Genomic DNA, 16,779 nt, shown 5'->3' with positions numbered 1-16,779 from the left:
AAGCACCAGCGGTACCATCACCGCTGCGGCGGACCTTGCGCTGCGTCCGTCCGCATCTGCGCGGGCACAGGCTGCTCATCACGTGGGGTTTTGTCGCCATGGCCGCGGAAGTCCTCTTCCGGCTTCTTGAGCCGTGGCCTTTGAAGATCGTCATCGACGCCGTCTCGCACTCGCTCGGCGCGACCCTGCGCCGGTCCCCCTTCAGTGCGGAGGCCAGCACAGAGCTGCTCCTCCTCTGCGCCGGCGCCGTGGTGGCCATCAGTGTGGCCCGGGCCGTCGCCGGCTACTTCTCGGCCATTTCGTTCGCCCTCGTGGGCACCCGGGTCTCGTCCGAGTTGCGCGCCCGGACCTTCCGGCATCTGCAGAGCCTATCGATGCGGCACCACAGCCACGCCTCCACAGGCGACTCGGTCCAGCGGCTCGTGGGGGACGTGTCGAGGCTGCAGGAAGTGGCTGTTACGGCCGGGCTCCCCCTCATCGGCAACATCGTGTCGCTGTTCGCCATGATGGCCATCATGGTCTGGCTCGATCCCTTGATCGCCCTCGTCACCTCCCTTGCGATCGGCATCTTCTTCCTGCTGTCCCGCAGGGCCTCCGGCTCGATCACATCCGCGGCCCGCAAGTCCCGCAAAGGCGAGAGCGCGCTGGCGACCACCGCGGCCGAGACCCTGGGGGCCATCCGGGAAGTCCAGGCGTACGGACTCGAAGACACCATCAGCTCCAGCTTCAGCCGCAGCAACCAGGCGGCACTCGGCTCCGGCGTCGCGGCGCTCCGGCTGTCCGCCGGCCTGCAACGGAAAACCGACGTGCTGACGGGAATCGCCACGGCGGTGGTCCTGGCCGCGGGAGGCTGGCGGGTGATGCAGCAGGCCATGACGCCCGGGGATCTCATCGTCTTCCTGTTCTACCTGAAGACCGGAATGCGGCCGCTCAAGGATGTGGCCAGGTACACCAGCCGCGTAGCCCGTGCCACCGCCTCCGGCGAGCGCGTGGCGGACCTGCTCGAGGCCCAGACCGACCTGCCCGAGGCCCCGCACGCAATCGCCCTGAACTGCCCGCATCCGGACATTGTGTTCGACGGCGTCCGGGCCGGCCACCTCGACGGAGCCACGGTGCTGAAGGGGATCGACCTGACCATACCGACGGGTCAACACTGCGCCCTGCTGGGGCCGTCCGGCGCCGGGAAGTCAACGCTGGCAAGCATGATCCTTCGGATGGTGGACCCATCGGAGGGGAGCGTCAGCCTGGGAGGCGAGGACCTGCGGGATGTGACGATCGCTTCGGTCCGTTCCCATGTCTCAATCCTGCTCCAGGATTCCGTGCTGTTCGGCACCACGGTCCGGGAGAACATCAGGTTCGGCCGCCTCGACGCCACCGACGAGGAGATCGAGGCGGTGGCGGCCCTGGCCGAGGCCGACAGTTTCATCCGCGCCCTGCCTGAAGGCTACGATACGGTCCTCGGCGAGTCCGCCAACGATCTATCCGGGGGTCAGCGACAGCGGCTGGCCGTCGCCCGCGCCATGCTCCGGAAGGCACCCGTAGTGATTCTGGACGAGGCCACCGCCGGCCTGGACCCGGCCTCCCGCGATTCAGTCCTCAGCGCCCTCGATCAACTCACCGAGGGCCGGACCTCCATCACGATCACCCACGACATCAACTCGGCCCAGTCGTGCGACCGGGTGATCTGGCTCGAAGACGGCGAAATCGTCGAAGACGGCCCGCCGCAGTCGCTGCTGGCCGCTCCCGACTCCCGCTTCGCCGGGTGGGTCCGGCGGCAGCAGACCAAGCAGCCGGATGAACTCTTCGAGGTGCCAACATGAGCACCGCGCTGCAAGGGCAGGGTCAGGAAGGGCAAGGTCAGGCAGGGCAAGGTCAGGCAGGGCAACGACTGGACGCGCAGCGGCGGGAAGCGGACCGCGCCCTGGCCGCCCGGGACTCCCGGATCCCGGCACTGAACTGGGTACTCGACGACGAGCTGCTCTCGGAACTGCTCGGCGAAAGCGTCCGAATCACCAGGACTCGCTACAAGCCCGGAACGTCGGTTCTCGTCGCCTTCCGCCGCGGCACCGGCGACGGGGCCGAGACGTTCGGCTGGGCCTCAACCACAACCGCCGAGCACGTCGGGAAACTGCAGCGGAGGGCGGCAAGCTCGCAGGGACACGGCGTCGGAATCCGGTTGATCCAGCCCGACCAGCTCGACCCGGGCGCCGTCGTCGCGGTCGGCCGCATCGAGGAGGACTGGCCGTTGCGCGCGAACCTGCGCTGGCTCCGGGACCACGGCCTCGGACGGCTCGGAGCGCTCGGAGCTCCCGGAGCGGCACCGGAGCACTTTCTGGCCTCCCCCGCCAGCGTGCTGCGATACAACCCGGAGCGCAGGCTCGTGGTCAGGGTTCCCTCCGGTACCCGTTCCGTCGTCGTCAGAACCGCCGCGCAACCGGACGAAGAGGCCGCGGGACTCCGGCTGCGGCAGCGGCTGGCGAGCCACGGCGTCCCGGTCCTTCCCGAACTCGCCGACGCCGAATGCGCCCGGCACGGCATCAGCGCCTCCCCCGGCTGGGGCGATGGGGACCTCAGCGGCTGGAACAACGATGCGGCCGCCTTCCGGGCAGGCGAAGCGCTGGCGATGCTCCATCGCATCCAGCCAGGACCCGACGCCGATCCTGCGGAGGAAGTAGGAAGCCTGGTCCGCCAGCTCGCCGCCACACGGTCGATGATCGCCCAGTTGCTCCCGGGGCTCGAGGCGCCGCTAAGCGCACTCGCCAACCGGCTCCTGGCAAAAACGTGCACCACCGGCCCTCGCGGGCTGCAAAGCGTGCTGGTCCATGGGGACTTCTCGGCGGACCAGATCTTGGTCGATGGTGCGGCCGTCCGCATCATCGATTTTGACCGCGTCAGGACCGCCGACCCGGCGATGGACCTCGGGTCCTTCGCCGCCGTACAGGAAATTGCCGGTCCTGCCGAGACAGGCGCTTTGGCAGGAGCCCAGGCAGGGGGACGCAAGACGGCCCAGCTGATCGACGGCTACCGCCAGGCCGGCGGCCGCGTATCGCAGACCGGAGTGGATACCTGGGCTGCGTTCCGGCTGTTCCTGAACAGCGTGGACCCGTTCAGAAACCGGGCCAGCGACTGGCCGGCCGACACCAACTGGCACATCCGCCGAGCCTTGGAGTTGATCGCATGAACTGGCACCCGCCACTTTCCACCTACACCGATGAGGCTGGCACAGTCTGGCGCGTCCACCGGGCGTGGCACGACAAGAAACCCGGAGAGTATGTGCTGGAGGTCGTGACCCCGGGACAGCCCGGCGTCCGGGGAGCCCATCTCAGTTCCGGACGTTTCAGGCTTCTACCCGAAGACGACCCGGAACTGCCGGCCCTCCGGGCGGAAAGGGAGCACGGGGAAATCATCGCCTACCGGCCCTACATGCGGGCAATCATCCGGGCGGATGGCCGGTACATCAAGATCTTCCGGCCCGGCAGCGCCGTCGTCCCCGCGGAACGCTGCACCCAGATGGACGACCTGCTGGACGCGGGTGCCTTCACGGCGCCCGAGGTTCTGCAGAGCTCCCCGGACACCCTCGTCTTCAAGGCCCTCTCCGGACCGACGCTGGGTGAAGTCGGCGAGGACCACGTCACCGTCGGCGAAGCAGCATTTGCCGGCATGTGGGCGGAATGGTCCGACGCCTGGCTCGCCCAACTGGCCGCCGCGTCCGACGCCACCAGGCGGAAAGTCCTCGGCACCCTACCGGTCCATTCATCAGAGGCGGAAGCCGCTGACGTGGCCCGGTGGCTGAAACGATGGCTGCGCCACACGGAAGACGTACCGGCCCTGGCGTCCCAGCGCGAAGCCCTGCGCGCCACGGCAGAGCACATTACGACAAATCTGCTCGGCACAGAGCCGGACCCGCTGGGATGGGCCCACGGGGACCTCCACGACCGGCAGATCATCGCCCGCAACGCACGGTCACCGTTCGGGTTGCTGGACTTCGACGACGCAGCCCAGTCCGAGGCCGCACGTGATCTGGCCAACCTGGACGTCCACTTGGAACTCCGCGTGCGGCGGAACAGCCTGACGCCGGCGCGCTACGTCAAGGCCCACACGGCGGTACTCGCCGTCGCCGAGCAACTACAGGTCAGCCCCCGCCGGCTAGAGGCCTATTCGGACGCCAGCTGGCTCCGACTGGCGTGTTCTTCGCTCCCCTCGCGCTCAAACCTGGCAACCGCCGTTCTCGACGAACGAGCACAGCGCCAGTCCTTCGGATCCCCGGTTCTGACCGGCAGCCGGCCTGTCGGGTCGCGGAGCTGATCCATGGGCTGGCACCCGCCCGTCCCCGCCGCCATTCTGGATGTGGAAGACACCCGTTGGCAGGTCATCAGGTCCTGGCCCGGCCAGACCGCGGAGGACTACGTCCTGGAGCTTCTGGCTCCGGACCGGCCAGGCGTCCGGGCAGCCCACCTCCGGTCGGGGCAGCTGGAGCTGCTGCCGGCGGGCCGTGACCGGCGCCTTCCCGGGCTAAAGCACGTGGCGAAGCATGGTGAAGTGGTGGTGCACCGGGCTCACCACCGCGCGGTGGTCCGGGCCGGGGACCAGTATGCCAAGCTCTTCCGTCTCCGCCAGGCCGCCGGCGCAGCCAGCAGGCACGCCTGGATGAACGAACTTCTGGGCCCCGAGGACTTCCGCACTCCGGACATAGTCTCCTACACGCCGGGTTGCCTCACCCTCACCAGCCTGCCCGGGCGTTCCCTGTTCGATCTGGGAAGGGATGCTGCGGTCAGTGAGGCCGTGTTCGAGAAGGCCTGGCAAAAGTGGGCCGAGGGCTGGGTCCGGCAGCAGTCCCTGGCCCGGGCTCTCCCGCAGCGTCTCACCCTCGAGGCGCTCCCGCCCCGGAGCGCCGCCGTCGAACTGGCGAATCTGCGGCGCATCGTGAACTTGTGGCTCCTGCACGCCCACGACGTTCCTGGGGCCGAAGCGCAGCGTTCCGGCGTCCGCGCGGCCGCTACGCAGGTCGCCCAAGAGCTGCTGGGGAGCGAAGCTGATCCCTTGGTGTGGTCTCACGGGGACCTTCACGACAAGCAGATCTTCGTTGATAGCGCCGATGATTCGCTGGGGCTGCTGGATTTCGACGAGTCCGGGCGGGCCGAGGCCGCCGCAGACCTGGCAAACCTGGCCATGCACCTTCAGCTGCGCCTGCGGCAACAGCGCCTGAGCGACCAGCGGTACCAGACCGCCAGCCGGCAGGTCATCGCGGCGGCCGAGGAACTGCGAGTGAGCCCGGCGCGCTTCGATGCCTACGCCGGCGCCAGCCGCCTGCGGCTGGGCTGCCTCTATTCCTTCCGGCCCCAGTGGGCTGCCCAGGCCGAGGACTTCCTATATCCACCGGCCGTCCCTGAAGGGGCCTTATCTTCCGCCGGCAGCTCCCCGGGCAAGATCTGACCCGCGCTGCTCGGCTTCCTCGCCAAGTAACCTCCGCCGGACTGCTTTGGTGACACAGTCCGGGGGCACTTTGACACGAAACGCCGGGCCGACGTCGACCATTTCGACGCCGGGTCGCGTCAAAGCCGCCCCGGACCGCGCCCTGTGGACGCATGCGGCGGCCGAGGTCAACGACGCGCTGCTCGGCTTCCCAAGTAACCTCCGCCAGGCTGCCTTGGTGACACGGTCCGGGGACACTTTGACACGAAACGCCGGGCCGACGTCGACCATTTCGACGCCGGGCCGCGTCAAAGCCGCCCCGGACCGCGCCCCCGCCGCCGGAATACAGCAATTGCCCCCGGTGTTGTGCACGAAAGCCCCGCAACCCATCCCCCGAAGGAATCCCCATGAGCCAGAATGTCACCGTAAAGCTTCAGCCCGGCACACCCGCACCGGACTTCACCCTGCCGGACGCGGGTGGCCGGTCAGTGTCCCTCGCCGATTACCGCGGCAAGAACGTCATCGTGTACTTCTACCCGCAGGCCGCAACGCCGGGTTGCACCACCGAGGCCTGCGATTTCCGCGACAGCCTCTCTTCCTTGCAGGGCTCCGGCTATGAGGTACTCGGAATCTCCCCTGACGCCCCCGCAGCCCTCGCCGGGTTCACCGGCGACTTCGCCCTCACCTTCCCGCTCCTGGCCGACGAGGACCATGCCGTGGCCCTCGCCTACGGCGCCTGGGGCGAGAAGCTGGTCGACGGCGAGGTCACCGAGGGCATCGTCCGATCCACTGTCGTCCTCGACCCCGAGGGCAAGGTGAAGTTGACGCAGTACCAGGTGAAGGCCCAGGGCCATGTCGCGGCGCTCAGGCAGGAACTCGGCGTCTAGCCTGAGACAGGCATGGCATGCCCCTGACAGGGACTGAAAAATGCGCGATCAGTGCTCGAATGCGCGGATTTTCGCTGCCAAGGGCTCACCCGGGGCCGGCATGGCTCGGTAGGCTCGGTCCAACAGCGCCGGAAAACCGGCCGGACGTAAGGCGGCTAGCTCGTGGCAAACGGAACCAAAGAGGACCCCTGGGTGCTGAAGACAGCCCCGGGAACGTCGGAGTACTCGATGTACCGCGACGAGGCGTCAGATCCTCCCGCGCTGGTCTGCCAGGTCGGCTCCACGACGCTGAAATACCGGCTTCGGGCCCTGGAGGATCTCCACCTGTGGCTGATGGAAAAGGTGGACTGGGTGCCGCTGGGCGCCGCCGACGAGAACAAGCCCGCCGCCGACGGGAGCGTCGAGGCCTGGGGTCGCGACCCGCAGAACCCCGTGGGCGGTTGGTACGGCCTGCGGAAGGGCTACCGCGGCCGCTTCGGCATGTACCTGCCGCCACTCTTGGAGGCGCTGGGACTCGTGGAACTCACGCACGACAAACGAAACAACAGCGTCCGGGCCATCATCGCGGACGCATCCGGGCCCGGCACCCCCGCCTGAGGACGCCGGACGCCGCGCGCTTGCGCCGGGCGCCGCCGGGCCTGCTCCGGGCACCGGTCCGACTACGCCCGCGTCCCCGTCACAACCGTTGCTGTGGACCGCAGCCGGATGGCGCCGTCGTGCTGATAGCGGCCGAGCATCTGGAACACGTCCGCACGGATCAGCTCCTGCGATGCTTTGTCGGCCTTCGCCAGCTGCATGGAGACGGTGGCGGCGATATCCGTCATGAATTCCCAGTAGTCCCCGGGGGTCTGGTGCACCAGCTCGGTGCTGACCCTCCGCTCCGTGACGTCGATCAGGCCCGCATCCTTGAACCGGCGCGCCATCGAACCCGGCGCGGCGCAGCGGAACAGCCCGGGTGTGTTGACCGGCGGCAGCGGCAGCTCGGTGTGCCGGGCGATCGTTCCAAGGATGAGGCTGGCCCAAGGATTCTCCGCGGCGCGGCCCCAGACCGAGGCGCTGATCCGTGCCCCGGGTTTGGCTGTCCGCACTATCTCTCGAACGACGGCTGAAATCTGCGGGAAGAACATGAATCCGAACTGGCAGGTCACGGCGTCGAAGCTACCATCGGCGAACGGCAGGGCTGCCGCGTCGCAGACGACGAAACTCACATTCTTCAGGCCGTCGGCCATCGCCTTCTCCTGCGCCACCCGCAGCATGCCTGGCGAAATGTCGGTCAGGACCACCCACCCGCCAGGCACCAGCGCGGCGGCGGTCAGCCCGGGCACCCCCGAACCGGCCGCGACATCGAGCACCGCAGCGTCTGGCCGCAGCTGCGTTTCCTGCAGCAGGGCGTCCCCGAACGGCGCCTGCCAGCTGAGCAGTTCCGCGTCCCTGGTCCTCCACCCGGCCGAGAACTCATTCCAGATGATGCGCTGCTGGTCCCGGATCGCGGCGGCGGAGGCTGACATGGCAATTCCTAAGCTTGTCCCTACCTGCGGTCCCCCCCATCCCATAGTGTGCGCCCGCCACGGGGACTGATCAATGAGTTCGCCCGACGGCACGAAGCAAAGAGTCAGGGCAGTAGGCTTAATGCCATGTCTTCCCCAGAAACTCCGGCGCCCGAGCGGCGCGAAGTCACCGTCCGGCGGGCGCCAAAGTACGTGCCGTTCCTGATCCTGGGCGGGCTGCTGGGTCTCGCCGTGGCGGCCGTCCTCGTCTACCGGTTCCCTGGGAATGAGAGCTACGATGCCGGCACTGTTTTCGGCTTCTTCCTGGTCCCCTGCGCCGCCGGCGGCGCTATCCTCGGAGCCGTCGTCGCCCTGCTGCTGGACCGCCTCAGCCTCCGTCGTGCGCAGCGCGCCGTCGTCGAGGCCGTCCCGGACAGCGTCCCCGACGCCGGCCCGGAGAACGACGGCCGGCTCGACGGCGGCGCGGGCAGCCAGCCCCGGCCCTGAGGCCAGCAGAGGTCACAAAGCGGGGACCGGAAAAGTCTTAGCGCACAACGTGAGATAATCGACCAGTGGCACGCGGCGATGGAAAACTTTCTCATGACCTTCTCCCCGGCGAAAAGGGCCCCCAGGACGCTTGCGGCGTCTTCGGGGTCTGGGCTCCCGGCGAAGAGGTTGCAAAACTCACCTATTACGGGCTGTATGCACTGCAGCACCGCGGTCAGGAGTCCGCTGGCATAGCAACCAGCGACGGCAAGCGGATCAACGTCTATAAGGACATGGGCCTCGTGTCCCAGGTCTTCGACGAGACCACGCTGAACACCCTGACCGGGCACCTGGCCGTCGGCCACTGCCGCTATTCCACCACCGGCGCCAGCCACTGGGCCAACGCCCAGCCCACCCTGGGCGCGACGGCGACGGGCACCGTGGCCCTGGCCCACAACGGCAACCTGACCAACACCGCCGAACTCAAGGCCATGATCGAGGACCGCAACGGCGGCCAGCTCAGCGGCGAAATGAAGCAGGGCAACACTTCGGACACGGCCCTGGTCACGGCACTGCTGGAGGGCGAGGACGGCAAGTCCCTCGAACAGACCGCGATGGAGCTGCTGCCTAAGATCAAGGGCGGCTTCTGCTTTGTCTTCATGGACGAAGGCACCCTCTACGCCGCCCGCGACACCTACGGGATCCGCCCGCTGGTCCTGGGCCGGCTGGAACGCGGCTGGGTGGTAGCCTCCGAGCAGTCCGCCCTCGCCACCGTCGGCGCCAGCTTCATCCGTGAAATCGAACCCGGCGAATTCATCGCCATCGACGAGGACGGCGTCCGCTCCCAGCGCTTTGCGGAAGCCACGCCGGCGGGCTGCGTTTTCGAGTACGTCTACCTCGCCCGTCCGGACGCCGCCATCGCGGGCCGCTCGGTGTACGAGTCCCGCGTGGAGATGGGCCGCCAACTGGCCCGGGAGAACACCCAGGAAGCGGACATCGTCATCCCGGTCCCGGAATCCGGCACGCCCGCGGCCGTGGGTTACGCCGAGGAATCCGGCATCCCGTTCGCGCACGGCTTCGTCAAGAACTCCTATGTGGGCCGCACGTTCATCCAGCCCTCGCAGACCCTGCGCCAGCTCGGCATCCGGCTCAAACTCAACGCCCTCGAATCCGTGATCCGCGGCAAGCGCGTGGTGGTGGTGGACGATTCGATCGTCCGCGGCAACACCCAGCGTGCCATCGTACGGATGCTCCGGGAAGCCGGCGCCGCGAGCGTCCACATCAAGATTTCCTCCCCGCCCGTCAAGTGGCCCTGCTTCTACGGCATCGACTTCGCCTCCCGCGCGGAACTGATCGCCAACGGCGCCACCATCGACGAGATCACCCAGGCCATCGGCGCCGATTCGCTCGCCTACATCTCCGAAGACGGCATGATCAACGCCACCCGGCAGCCGCGCGAACGGCTCTGCACCGCCTGCTTCACCGGCAAGTACCCCATCGAGCTGCCGGGTGCCGACAAGCTGGGCAAGAACCTGCTGGAACGCACCGACCTCGGCGGCGTCCCCGCCGCAGTCGCTGCCCCTCTGGGCACGCCCGTTGCCGCCGATGCCGCCATCGCCATCTCGCCCCAGGACGATCCGGCCGAGAAGGCCGGCGCCACCGGTTGCGATCCGGGGCCCGACGCCGAGTTCGAAGAACTGCTCACCGATGCCGACCGCGTCCCCACCGCTGATCGTTCCATTGCTGCTGAAAAGAAAGAGCCCGTATGACTTCCGCCTCGCCGGCCGCCGACATGAACGCCGCCCAGAACTCCGCCGGCATCACCTATGCCTCCGCCGGTGTCGACGTCGAAGCGGGCGACCGCGCCGTCGAACTCATGAAGGACGCCGTCAAGGCGACGCACAACGCCTCGGTGATCGGCGGCGTCGGCGGCTTCGCTGGCCTCTACGACGTCTCGAAGCTGCTCACCTACAAGCGCCCGCTGCTGGCCACCTCCACCGACGGCGTCGGCACCAAGGTGGCCATTGCGCAGGCCATGGACATCCACGACACCATCGGCTTCGACCTGGTGGGCATGGTGGTGGACGACATCGTGGTGGTGGGCGCCGAGCCGCTCTACATGACCGACTACATCGCCTGCGGCAAGGTGGTCCCGGAACGCATCGCGGACATTGTCCGCGGCATTGCGGCCGCCTGCTCGGTCGCCGGAACCGCCCTGGTGGGCGGCGAAACCGCCGAGCACCCGGGCCTGCTGGGCGAGCATGAGTACGACGTCGCCGGTGCCGCCACCGGTGTTGTCGAGGCCGCCGACCTGCTGGGCCCGGACCGCGTCCGCGCCGGCGACGTGGTGATCGGCATGGCCTCCTCCGGCCTGCACTCCAACGGCTACTCTCTGGTCCGCCGCGTCATCAACCACGCCGGCTGGGCCCTGGACCGCCAGGTCTCCGAACTCGGCCGCACCCTGGGCGAGGAACTCCTGGAGCCGACCCGGGTCTACGCCGCCGACTGCCTGGACCTTGCCCGCACCTTCCCGGTGAACTCGGCCCACGGTGTGCACGGCTTCAGCCACGTCACAGGCGGCGGCCTCGCGGCCAACCTTGCCCGCGTCCTTCCCCAGGGCCTGGTCGCCACCGTTGACCGCGCCACGTGGGAACTGCCGGCCATCTTCAAGCTGGTCGCCGAACTCGGCAACGTCCCGCTGGCCGACCTGGAACGCACGCTGAACCTGGGCGTCGGCATGGTGGCGATCGTGTCCCCCGGGATCGCCGACGCCGCGGTGAACCGCCTCAACGACCGCGGCCTGCCGGCCTGGATCATGGGCACGGTTGAAGAGAACTCCGACGCGATCCTCAAGACCGGACCGGACTACGTGCAGGGCGCCAAGGGCGTGGACGGCGGCGCCGTCCGCCTGGTCAACGCCTACGCCTAGACCTCATCGAGTGCTCCGCAACCGCCGTTTCAAAACGGCGGGTGCGGAGCACTTCTGAGTTAAACCCCGGGTCAGGCCTCGAGCAGGCTGAACACGCCGCCCTGCGGATCCTTCAGGGTGGCAATGCTGCCGCCTTCCTCCACCTCGTCCGGTTCGATCAGCACGACACCGCCCGCGGCCACGGCGGCCGCCACCGCGTCCGCGACGCTGGCGACCCCGAAGTACACCTGCCAGCCGGGCGTAAGGGTGCCCTCGGCGTCCGACGGGACCGTCGCGATGCCGGCCACCTCGGAGCCGTCCACCATCAATGTGGCGTAGGTCCCGCCGTCGTCCTGCGGGTATTCGGTGACCTCATGGCCGAACAACTGCTGGAAGAATCCGACGGCGGCCTGCGGCTCCGGGGTGAGCAGTTCAGCCCAGGCCAGGGCGCCGGGCTCCTCGGTCCGGGCCGTGCCGAAGTGCGTCCCGGCCTGCCAGGCGCCGGTGGTGCCGCCGCCGGGCGGGGCAAAGAAGACCATCACGCCCGTGTCGCCCACGGCTTCCGGACCGAATTCGAGCGTGCCGTTGGAGTGGACCAGGTTGTCGGCAAGTTCGCGCGCATCGTCGGCGGCGAAGTATACGTTCCATTGACCGGGGGCTCCAGCGGCTTTCTGCTGGGGGTTCTGCGGGGCGATGACGGTCACCAGCGCGTCGCCGAGGAATGCCTGGGCGTAGCTGCGCCCGTCCGACGTCGGCTGGTCCTCAAAGCGCCAGCCGAAGACGTCCGCGTAGAAGGACTTCGCAGCCTCCACGTCCTCGGTCTGCAGGTCCGTCCAGCAGACCTCGCCTTCAGCGAACCCTGTGCGCTTGGTCATGGTGTGCCTTCCGCCTTCTGTGATGCCGAGCTCCGGCGGAATCAACCTAATCCAGTCCCGGGCACATGGACAACACGTCCCGGCTCCGCCGTTTCGATGGAAGCCTGCCGGATAGGCGTTCGTAGCGGCCCGGCCCGGGCAGAAAAAAGACCCGCAGGCCACGCCCTAGGAGGGCGTGGCCTGCGGGCCTGAAAATAAGTGGCCGGCAACCCGATACCGACGGGATGCCGGAAAGAAGTGTCGACTAACCTATCCGACGGGAATCTACCTCGTCGTCGTCCTCTTCCACATCGTCCGCGTACTTATCCACATAAGCCGAATAATCCGGCTCAATTGGCTCACTCGAGAAATGACTCGGTGCACGACCCTCAGAGCTCTTGAGCTCACGCTGAAGCGCAGAGTAGTCAGTGTTCGGGGAATAGTACTTAATATCCCGAGCCTGCTTGGTAGCTTTTGCCTTTTGACGGCCGCGCCCCATGGCGTGACCCCCTTTTGTACTCGGACCGGAGGTGGTCACCATTGGCGTTAGTGAGGCCCCGGAATGTTTGGTCAATTTGTCGTACACCTAGATTACATGCTTTCGGGCCCAACTGCTCGCCACCACCGCTGCTGTGGACGGTTCGGCGCCGGCGACAGCCCTGCCAGTGAGCGGAGGCACGCCGCCCGGCCCTCTTCTTAGATAGAGTTTCGGAGTGGACTTCCCGAAACCAGCCACAACGCCGGGCGTCCCGCCACGGCAAAAACGCAGGAAAGTGGTGAATTCTCAGTGACCGAAGAGAACGCAAGGCACGGCGACGCCGGAACGCCTGAGGTTCCCCCTGCCGGTAATCCCGGCGGGCGGTCAACGCCCGCAGCCCCGCCCCCGCCGCCCGTTTCCAGCCCTGCCGATGGCCCGGCCACCTCCCCTGCTCCCTCCCCTGCTCCGGCCGGTTCCGGGACAGCGCCCGGGGCCATCCCGCCCAAGCCGTCGACGCCGCCCACCTCGGCGACGCGGATAGTCGCGCCGGCGGCAGCGCCGAAGGTCGTCCGGGCGGCAGCGCCGAAGGTCGTCCGGGCAGCAGCGCCGAAGGTCGGGAAAACCGGCCCCTCGGGCGCCCCGCAGGCCGTGCCGCCGCTGGAGGACGCCGAAGCCCCTGCGCCCGCGGCAGGTCCCGAGATGGCCAAGACGACGGCCGGGAGCAGCGCTGCCGCGGGCGCCCCGGTCGCCGCGATGGCGATGGCGGCGATGGCCGCTGCAGCCAAGCTGGTTTCGGCGAACACCGTCCGGCTGGGCCGCTGGGTCCGGCGCCAGAGCCTTCCGCGGATCGGCGCGGCGGCGGTCGTGCTCGTCGTCGTCGGACTCCTGGTCTGGTTGCTTGCCTCGACCCTGGGCGGCACTAAGCCGTCCGAGGCGGCAAGCTCACCCACGCCCTCTGCGGCGCCGTCCGCTCCGGCCAGCCGCGGGCCGCTTCCGCTCGAAAGCGTGAGCCCGCTGGACTTCCGGCTCGGCGACTGTTTCAAGGACTTCGATCCCGACGCGCCGCAGTCCACGGTGGTGGCCTGCGACACCGGGCATTCCGCCCAGCTCGTCGCAATCGAGCAGTACGCCGCCCCGGACGCCTACCCCGGCAGGAACGAGCTGAAACAGCGGGCCCGCGACGCCTGCAAGGCCGCTCCCCTGGCGGACAAGTCCGGCGGCTACGACCTGAGCTACAGGCTCGCCTACCCGAGTTCCTCCAGCTGGGAAAAGGGCGACCGCCGCGTGGACTGCTATGTCGTCGTGAACACCGGCAACGTGATCAACGAAACCCTGCTGCCATAATTCCCCCGGCCGGCGAAGTGGAACACGCCGGAGGCCGCCCGGACGACAATCCCGGGCGGCCTTTTTCTTTGTTCGCGCAGCTCCTACTGCTCCCGCGGGCGGTTGCCGCAGCTCGGCCTTACCCCTTGCGGCGCACCGACAGCCCGCCCCCGGTGGCGGCACCGCCGTCGGGCCAGTCCGGGGCTTCCGCACCGCCCATGGTGAGCTCCATCAGATCCGGGGCGGTGTCCACTACCACGGTGTCCCCGTCCATGATTCCGCCGGCGAGGATGGCCTTGGCCAGCCGGTCGCCGATCTCGCGCTGGACCAGGCGGCGCAGCGGACGGGCCCCGTAGGCCGGGTCGAACCCGGTCACGGCCAGCCAGGCGCGGGCACCTTCCGTGACCTCGAGGTTAAGCCGGCGGCCCTTGAGGCGTTCGGCCAGTTCCTTGACCTGCAGCTCCACGATCCGGGAGAGTTCTTCGACGGTCAACGGATCGAACAGCACCACCTCGTCCAGCCGGTTCAGGAACTCCGGCTTGAACGAGGCATGCACGGTGGCCATCACGGCCTCCCGCTTGGCGGCGGCGTCCAGGCCGGGGTCCACCAGGAACTGGCTGCCCAGGTTTGAGGTCAGCACCAGGATCACATTGCGGAAGTCGACGGTGCGGCCCTGGCCGTCGGTCAGCCGGCCGTCGTCGAGCACCTGCAGCAGGATGTCGAAGACCTCCGGGTGGGCCTTCTCGACCTCATCCAGCAGCAGCACCGAGTACGGCCGGCGGCGGACCGCCTCGGTGAGCTGGCCGCCCTCCTCATAGCCGACGTAGCCGGGAGGCGCACCGACGAGCCGGGCCACGGAGTGCTTCTCCGAGTATTCGGACATGTCGATCCGCACCATGGCGCGTTCGTCGTCGAACAGGAAGTCCGCGAGGGCCTTGGCCAGTTCGGTCTTGCCGACGCCGGTGGGGCCCAGGAACAGGAAGGACCCCGTGGGGCGGTTGGGATCGCTGATGCCGGCGCGGGCGCGGCGCACGGCGTCGGACACGGCGGCTACGGCCTTCTGCTGGCCGATCAGCCGTTCCCCCAGGACGCTCTCCATCTCCAGCAGTTTCTGGCTTTCGCCCTGCAGCATGCGCCCGGCAGGGATGCCGGTCCAGGCGGAGATCACTTCGGCAATGTCGTCCGCCGTGACCTCGTCGGCCACCATGAGCTCCTGTTTGGCGCCGCCGCCAGCCACCCGGGCGGACTCGGCCTCGGCGGCGGCGTTCAGTTCCCGCTCGAGGGCGGGGAGTTCTCCGTAGAGGATGCGGGAGGCGGCCTCGAGGTCACCCTCGCGCTGGTACTTCTCCGCGGCCGACCGCAGCTCATCGATCCGGGCTTTGAGGTCCCCGACATGGTTCAGCCCGGCCTTCTCGGCCTCCCAGCGGGCGTTGAGCGCGGCAAGCTCTTCCTTTTTGTCCGCCATGTCCTTGCGCAGGGCAGCGAGGCGTTCCATCGACGCGGCATCCGATTCGCCGGCCAGGGCCAGTTCCTCCATCGTGAGCCGGTCCACGGCCCGGCGCAGCTGGTCGATTTCCTCGGGGGCCGAATCGATCTCCATCCGGAGCCGCGATGCGGCCTCATCGACGAGGTCGATCGCCTTGTCCGGGAGCTGCCGGCCCGTGATGTAGCGGTTGGACAGCGCAGCCGCCGCGACCAGGGCGGAATCGGCGATGGCGACCTTGTGGTGCGCCTCGTAACGTTCCTTGAGCCCGCGCAGGATGCCGATGGTGTCCTCCACGCTCGGCTCCCCGACGTAGACCTGCTGGAAGCGGCGCTCCAGGGCCGGGTCCTTTTCAATGTGCTCGCGGTATTCGTCCAGGGTGGTGGCACCGATCAGGCGGAGTTCGCCGCGGGCCAGCATCGGCTTGAGCATGTTGCCGGCATCCATCGAGCTGTCCCCGGTGGCGCCCGCCCCCACCACGGTGTGGATCTCGTCGATGAAGGTGACGATCTGGCCCTCGGAGTTCTTGATCTCCTCCAGCACCGCCTTGAGACGCTCCTCGAACTCGCCTCGGTACTTGGCCCCGGCCACCATTGAGGCGAGGTCCAGGGCGATCAGGGTCTTCCCGCGCAGGCTCTCCGGCACGTCACCGGCCACCATCCGCTGGGCAAGGCCCTCGACGACGGCGGTCTTGCCGACGCCAGGCTCGCCGATGATCACCGGGTTGTTCTTGGTGCGCCGGCTGAGGACCTGGATGATGCGGCGGATCTCCGCGTCGCGGCCGATCACCGGGTCCAGTTTGCCCGAGCGGGCGATCGCCGTGAGGTCGGTGCCGAACTTCTCCAGCGCCTGGAAGGTGTTTTCCGGATCCGCGTTGTCCACCTTGCGGTCGCCGCGGACCCCGGGCAGGGCGGCGATCAGCGCCTCGTGGGAGGCGCCGGCGTCGCGCAGCAGCTTGCCGACGGCGTCGCTCCCGGCAGCGAGCCCGAGCAGCAGGTGCTCGGTGGAGACGAAGGTATCGCCGAGCCGCTCGGCCTCGTTCTGGGCGTTCTTGATGGCCTGCATGGCGGTCCGGGACAGCTGGGCCTGCTGCACGGAACTGCCGGACGTGGAGGGGAGTGCCTTGATGGCACTGCTCGCCTGGACACTGACCGCATCCGGGTCCGTCCCCGTGGCCCGGAGGAGCGAGACAGCGACACCTTCCCGCTGGTCCATGAGCGCCTTGAGCAGGTGGGCAGGCTCGAGCTGCGGGTTCCCTGCCGTCGAGGCATTCATCGCGGCGGCCGAAAGAGCCTCCTGGCTCTTGGTGGTGAATTTGGCGTCCAAAGAGAGCTCCTTCCGGAATGGTGCTGGTGTCAAACTTGAGTCTACCCGACTCAACTCTGACACGGACACCCTTGGCTCCATGTTTGCCCACGGCGAAACCGCTGTCTAGACCTTGGCGGTGCGGCAGGGGGCGGC

14 protein-coding genes are annotated in these 16,779 nt (G+C 68.4%); 10 read left to right on the top strand and 4 right to left on the bottom strand.

The genetic code is table 11. The features are described from left to right. Nucleotides 1-98 precede the first annotated feature (98 nt). The 6 genes from QFZ69_RS01035 to QFZ69_RS01010 all read left to right on the top strand — a co-directional run bounded on the left by QFZ69_RS01035 (nucleotide 99) and on the right by QFZ69_RS01010 (nucleotide 6,896). A complete protein-coding gene (locus tag QFZ69_RS01035; RefSeq protein WP_306999861.1) occupies nucleotides 99-1,820 on the top strand; it encodes an ABC transporter ATP-binding protein in 1,722 nt (573 codons plus the stop codon). Continuing rightward, complete coding sequence (locus QFZ69_RS01030) at nucleotides 1,817-3,181, top strand: aminoglycoside phosphotransferase family protein (RefSeq protein WP_306914972.1); 1,365 nt, start codon at nucleotides 1,817-1,819, stop codon at nucleotides 3,179-3,181. Before QFZ69_RS01035 ends, QFZ69_RS01030 begins: the two co-directional genes overlap by 4 nt. Next, nucleotides 3,178-4,305 carry a phosphotransferase gene (locus QFZ69_RS01025; RefSeq protein WP_306914970.1) on the top strand — a complete coding sequence of 376 codons (1,128 nt, stop codon included), beginning with the start codon at nucleotides 3,178-3,180 and terminating at the stop codon, nucleotides 4,303-4,305. Before QFZ69_RS01030 ends, QFZ69_RS01025 begins: the two co-directional genes overlap by 4 nt. A 3-nt stretch (nucleotides 4,306-4,308) precedes the next feature. After that, the gene (locus QFZ69_RS01020; protein ID WP_306914968.1) at nucleotides 4,309-5,433 is read left to right on the top strand and encodes a phosphotransferase; all 1,125 of its coding nucleotides are present in this window, start codon (nucleotides 4,309-4,311) and stop codon (nucleotides 5,431-5,433) included. Between the two features lie 386 nt (nucleotides 5,434-5,819). Then, complete coding sequence (bcp, locus tag QFZ69_RS01015) at nucleotides 5,820-6,299, top strand: thioredoxin-dependent thiol peroxidase (protein ID WP_306914966.1); 480 nt, start codon at nucleotides 5,820-5,822, stop codon at nucleotides 6,297-6,299. Between the two features lie 162 nt (nucleotides 6,300-6,461). Continuing rightward, nucleotides 6,462-6,896, top strand: coding sequence for a DUF6855 family protein (locus QFZ69_RS01010; RefSeq protein WP_306914965.1), 435 nt, complete (start codon nucleotides 6,462-6,464; stop codon nucleotides 6,894-6,896). A gap of 62 nt (nucleotides 6,897-6,958) precedes the next feature. Here the strand turns inward: QFZ69_RS01010 and QFZ69_RS01005 are convergent, their stop codons facing one another. Next, entirely contained in the window at nucleotides 6,959-7,807 is an 849-nt protein-coding gene (locus QFZ69_RS01005; RefSeq protein WP_306914963.1) for a class I SAM-dependent methyltransferase, read from the bottom strand. Nucleotides 7,808-7,933: 126 nt separating this feature from the next. On the opposite strand from QFZ69_RS01005, the gene QFZ69_RS01000 reads away from it, so the two are divergent. From QFZ69_RS01000 to purM, 3 genes are all read left to right on the top strand, one after another. Beyond that, nucleotides 7,934-8,293, top strand: coding sequence for a hypothetical protein (locus QFZ69_RS01000; protein WP_306914962.1), 360 nt, complete (start codon nucleotides 7,934-7,936; stop codon nucleotides 8,291-8,293). 65 nt (nucleotides 8,294-8,358) lie between these two features. Further along, nucleotides 8,359-10,041: an amidophosphoribosyltransferase gene (purF, locus tag QFZ69_RS00995; RefSeq protein WP_306914960.1), complete on the top strand. Its 1,683-nt coding sequence runs from the start codon at nucleotides 8,359-8,361 to the stop codon at nucleotides 10,039-10,041. Then, nucleotides 10,038-11,201: a phosphoribosylformylglycinamidine cyclo-ligase gene (gene purM / locus QFZ69_RS00990; RefSeq protein WP_306914959.1), complete on the top strand. Its 1,164-nt coding sequence runs from the start codon at nucleotides 10,038-10,040 to the stop codon at nucleotides 11,199-11,201. Before purF ends, purM begins: the two co-directional genes overlap by 4 nt. Nucleotides 11,202-11,272: 71 nt before the next feature. Here purM and QFZ69_RS00985 read toward each other — a convergent pair whose 3' ends face one another. After that, nucleotides 11,273-12,055 (bottom strand): VOC family protein, encoded by a 783-nt coding sequence (locus QFZ69_RS00985; protein WP_306914957.1) that lies wholly within the window; start codon nucleotides 12,053-12,055, stop codon nucleotides 11,273-11,275. Nucleotides 12,056-12,299: 244 nt separating this feature from the next. After that, entirely contained in the window at nucleotides 12,300-12,533 is a 234-nt protein-coding gene (locus QFZ69_RS00980; RefSeq protein WP_306919553.1) for a DUF3073 domain-containing protein, read from the bottom strand. Nucleotides 12,534-12,821: 288 nt separating this feature from the next. Here QFZ69_RS00980 and QFZ69_RS00975 point away from each other — a divergent pair, with 288 nt between their 5' ends. Next, entirely contained in the window at nucleotides 12,822-13,856 is a 1,035-nt protein-coding gene (locus QFZ69_RS00975) for a septum formation family protein (protein WP_306914955.1), read from the top strand. A 118-nt stretch (nucleotides 13,857-13,974) separates the two neighbouring features. Here the strand turns inward: QFZ69_RS00975 and clpB are convergent, their stop codons facing one another. After that, nucleotides 13,975-16,644, bottom strand: a complete 2,670-nt coding sequence (clpB, locus tag QFZ69_RS00970) for an ATP-dependent chaperone ClpB (RefSeq protein ID WP_306914953.1) — start codon at nucleotides 16,642-16,644, stop codon at nucleotides 13,975-13,977. Between the last annotated feature and the right edge of the window lie 135 nt (nucleotides 16,645-16,779).

Source organism: Arthrobacter sp. V1I7 (assembly GCF_030817015.1).
Taxonomy (GTDB): domain Bacteria; phylum Actinomycetota; class Actinomycetes; order Actinomycetales; family Micrococcaceae; genus Arthrobacter.
Note: the sequence above shows the minus strand (reverse complement) of the source record. Positions and strands in the feature narration are given on the sequence as shown.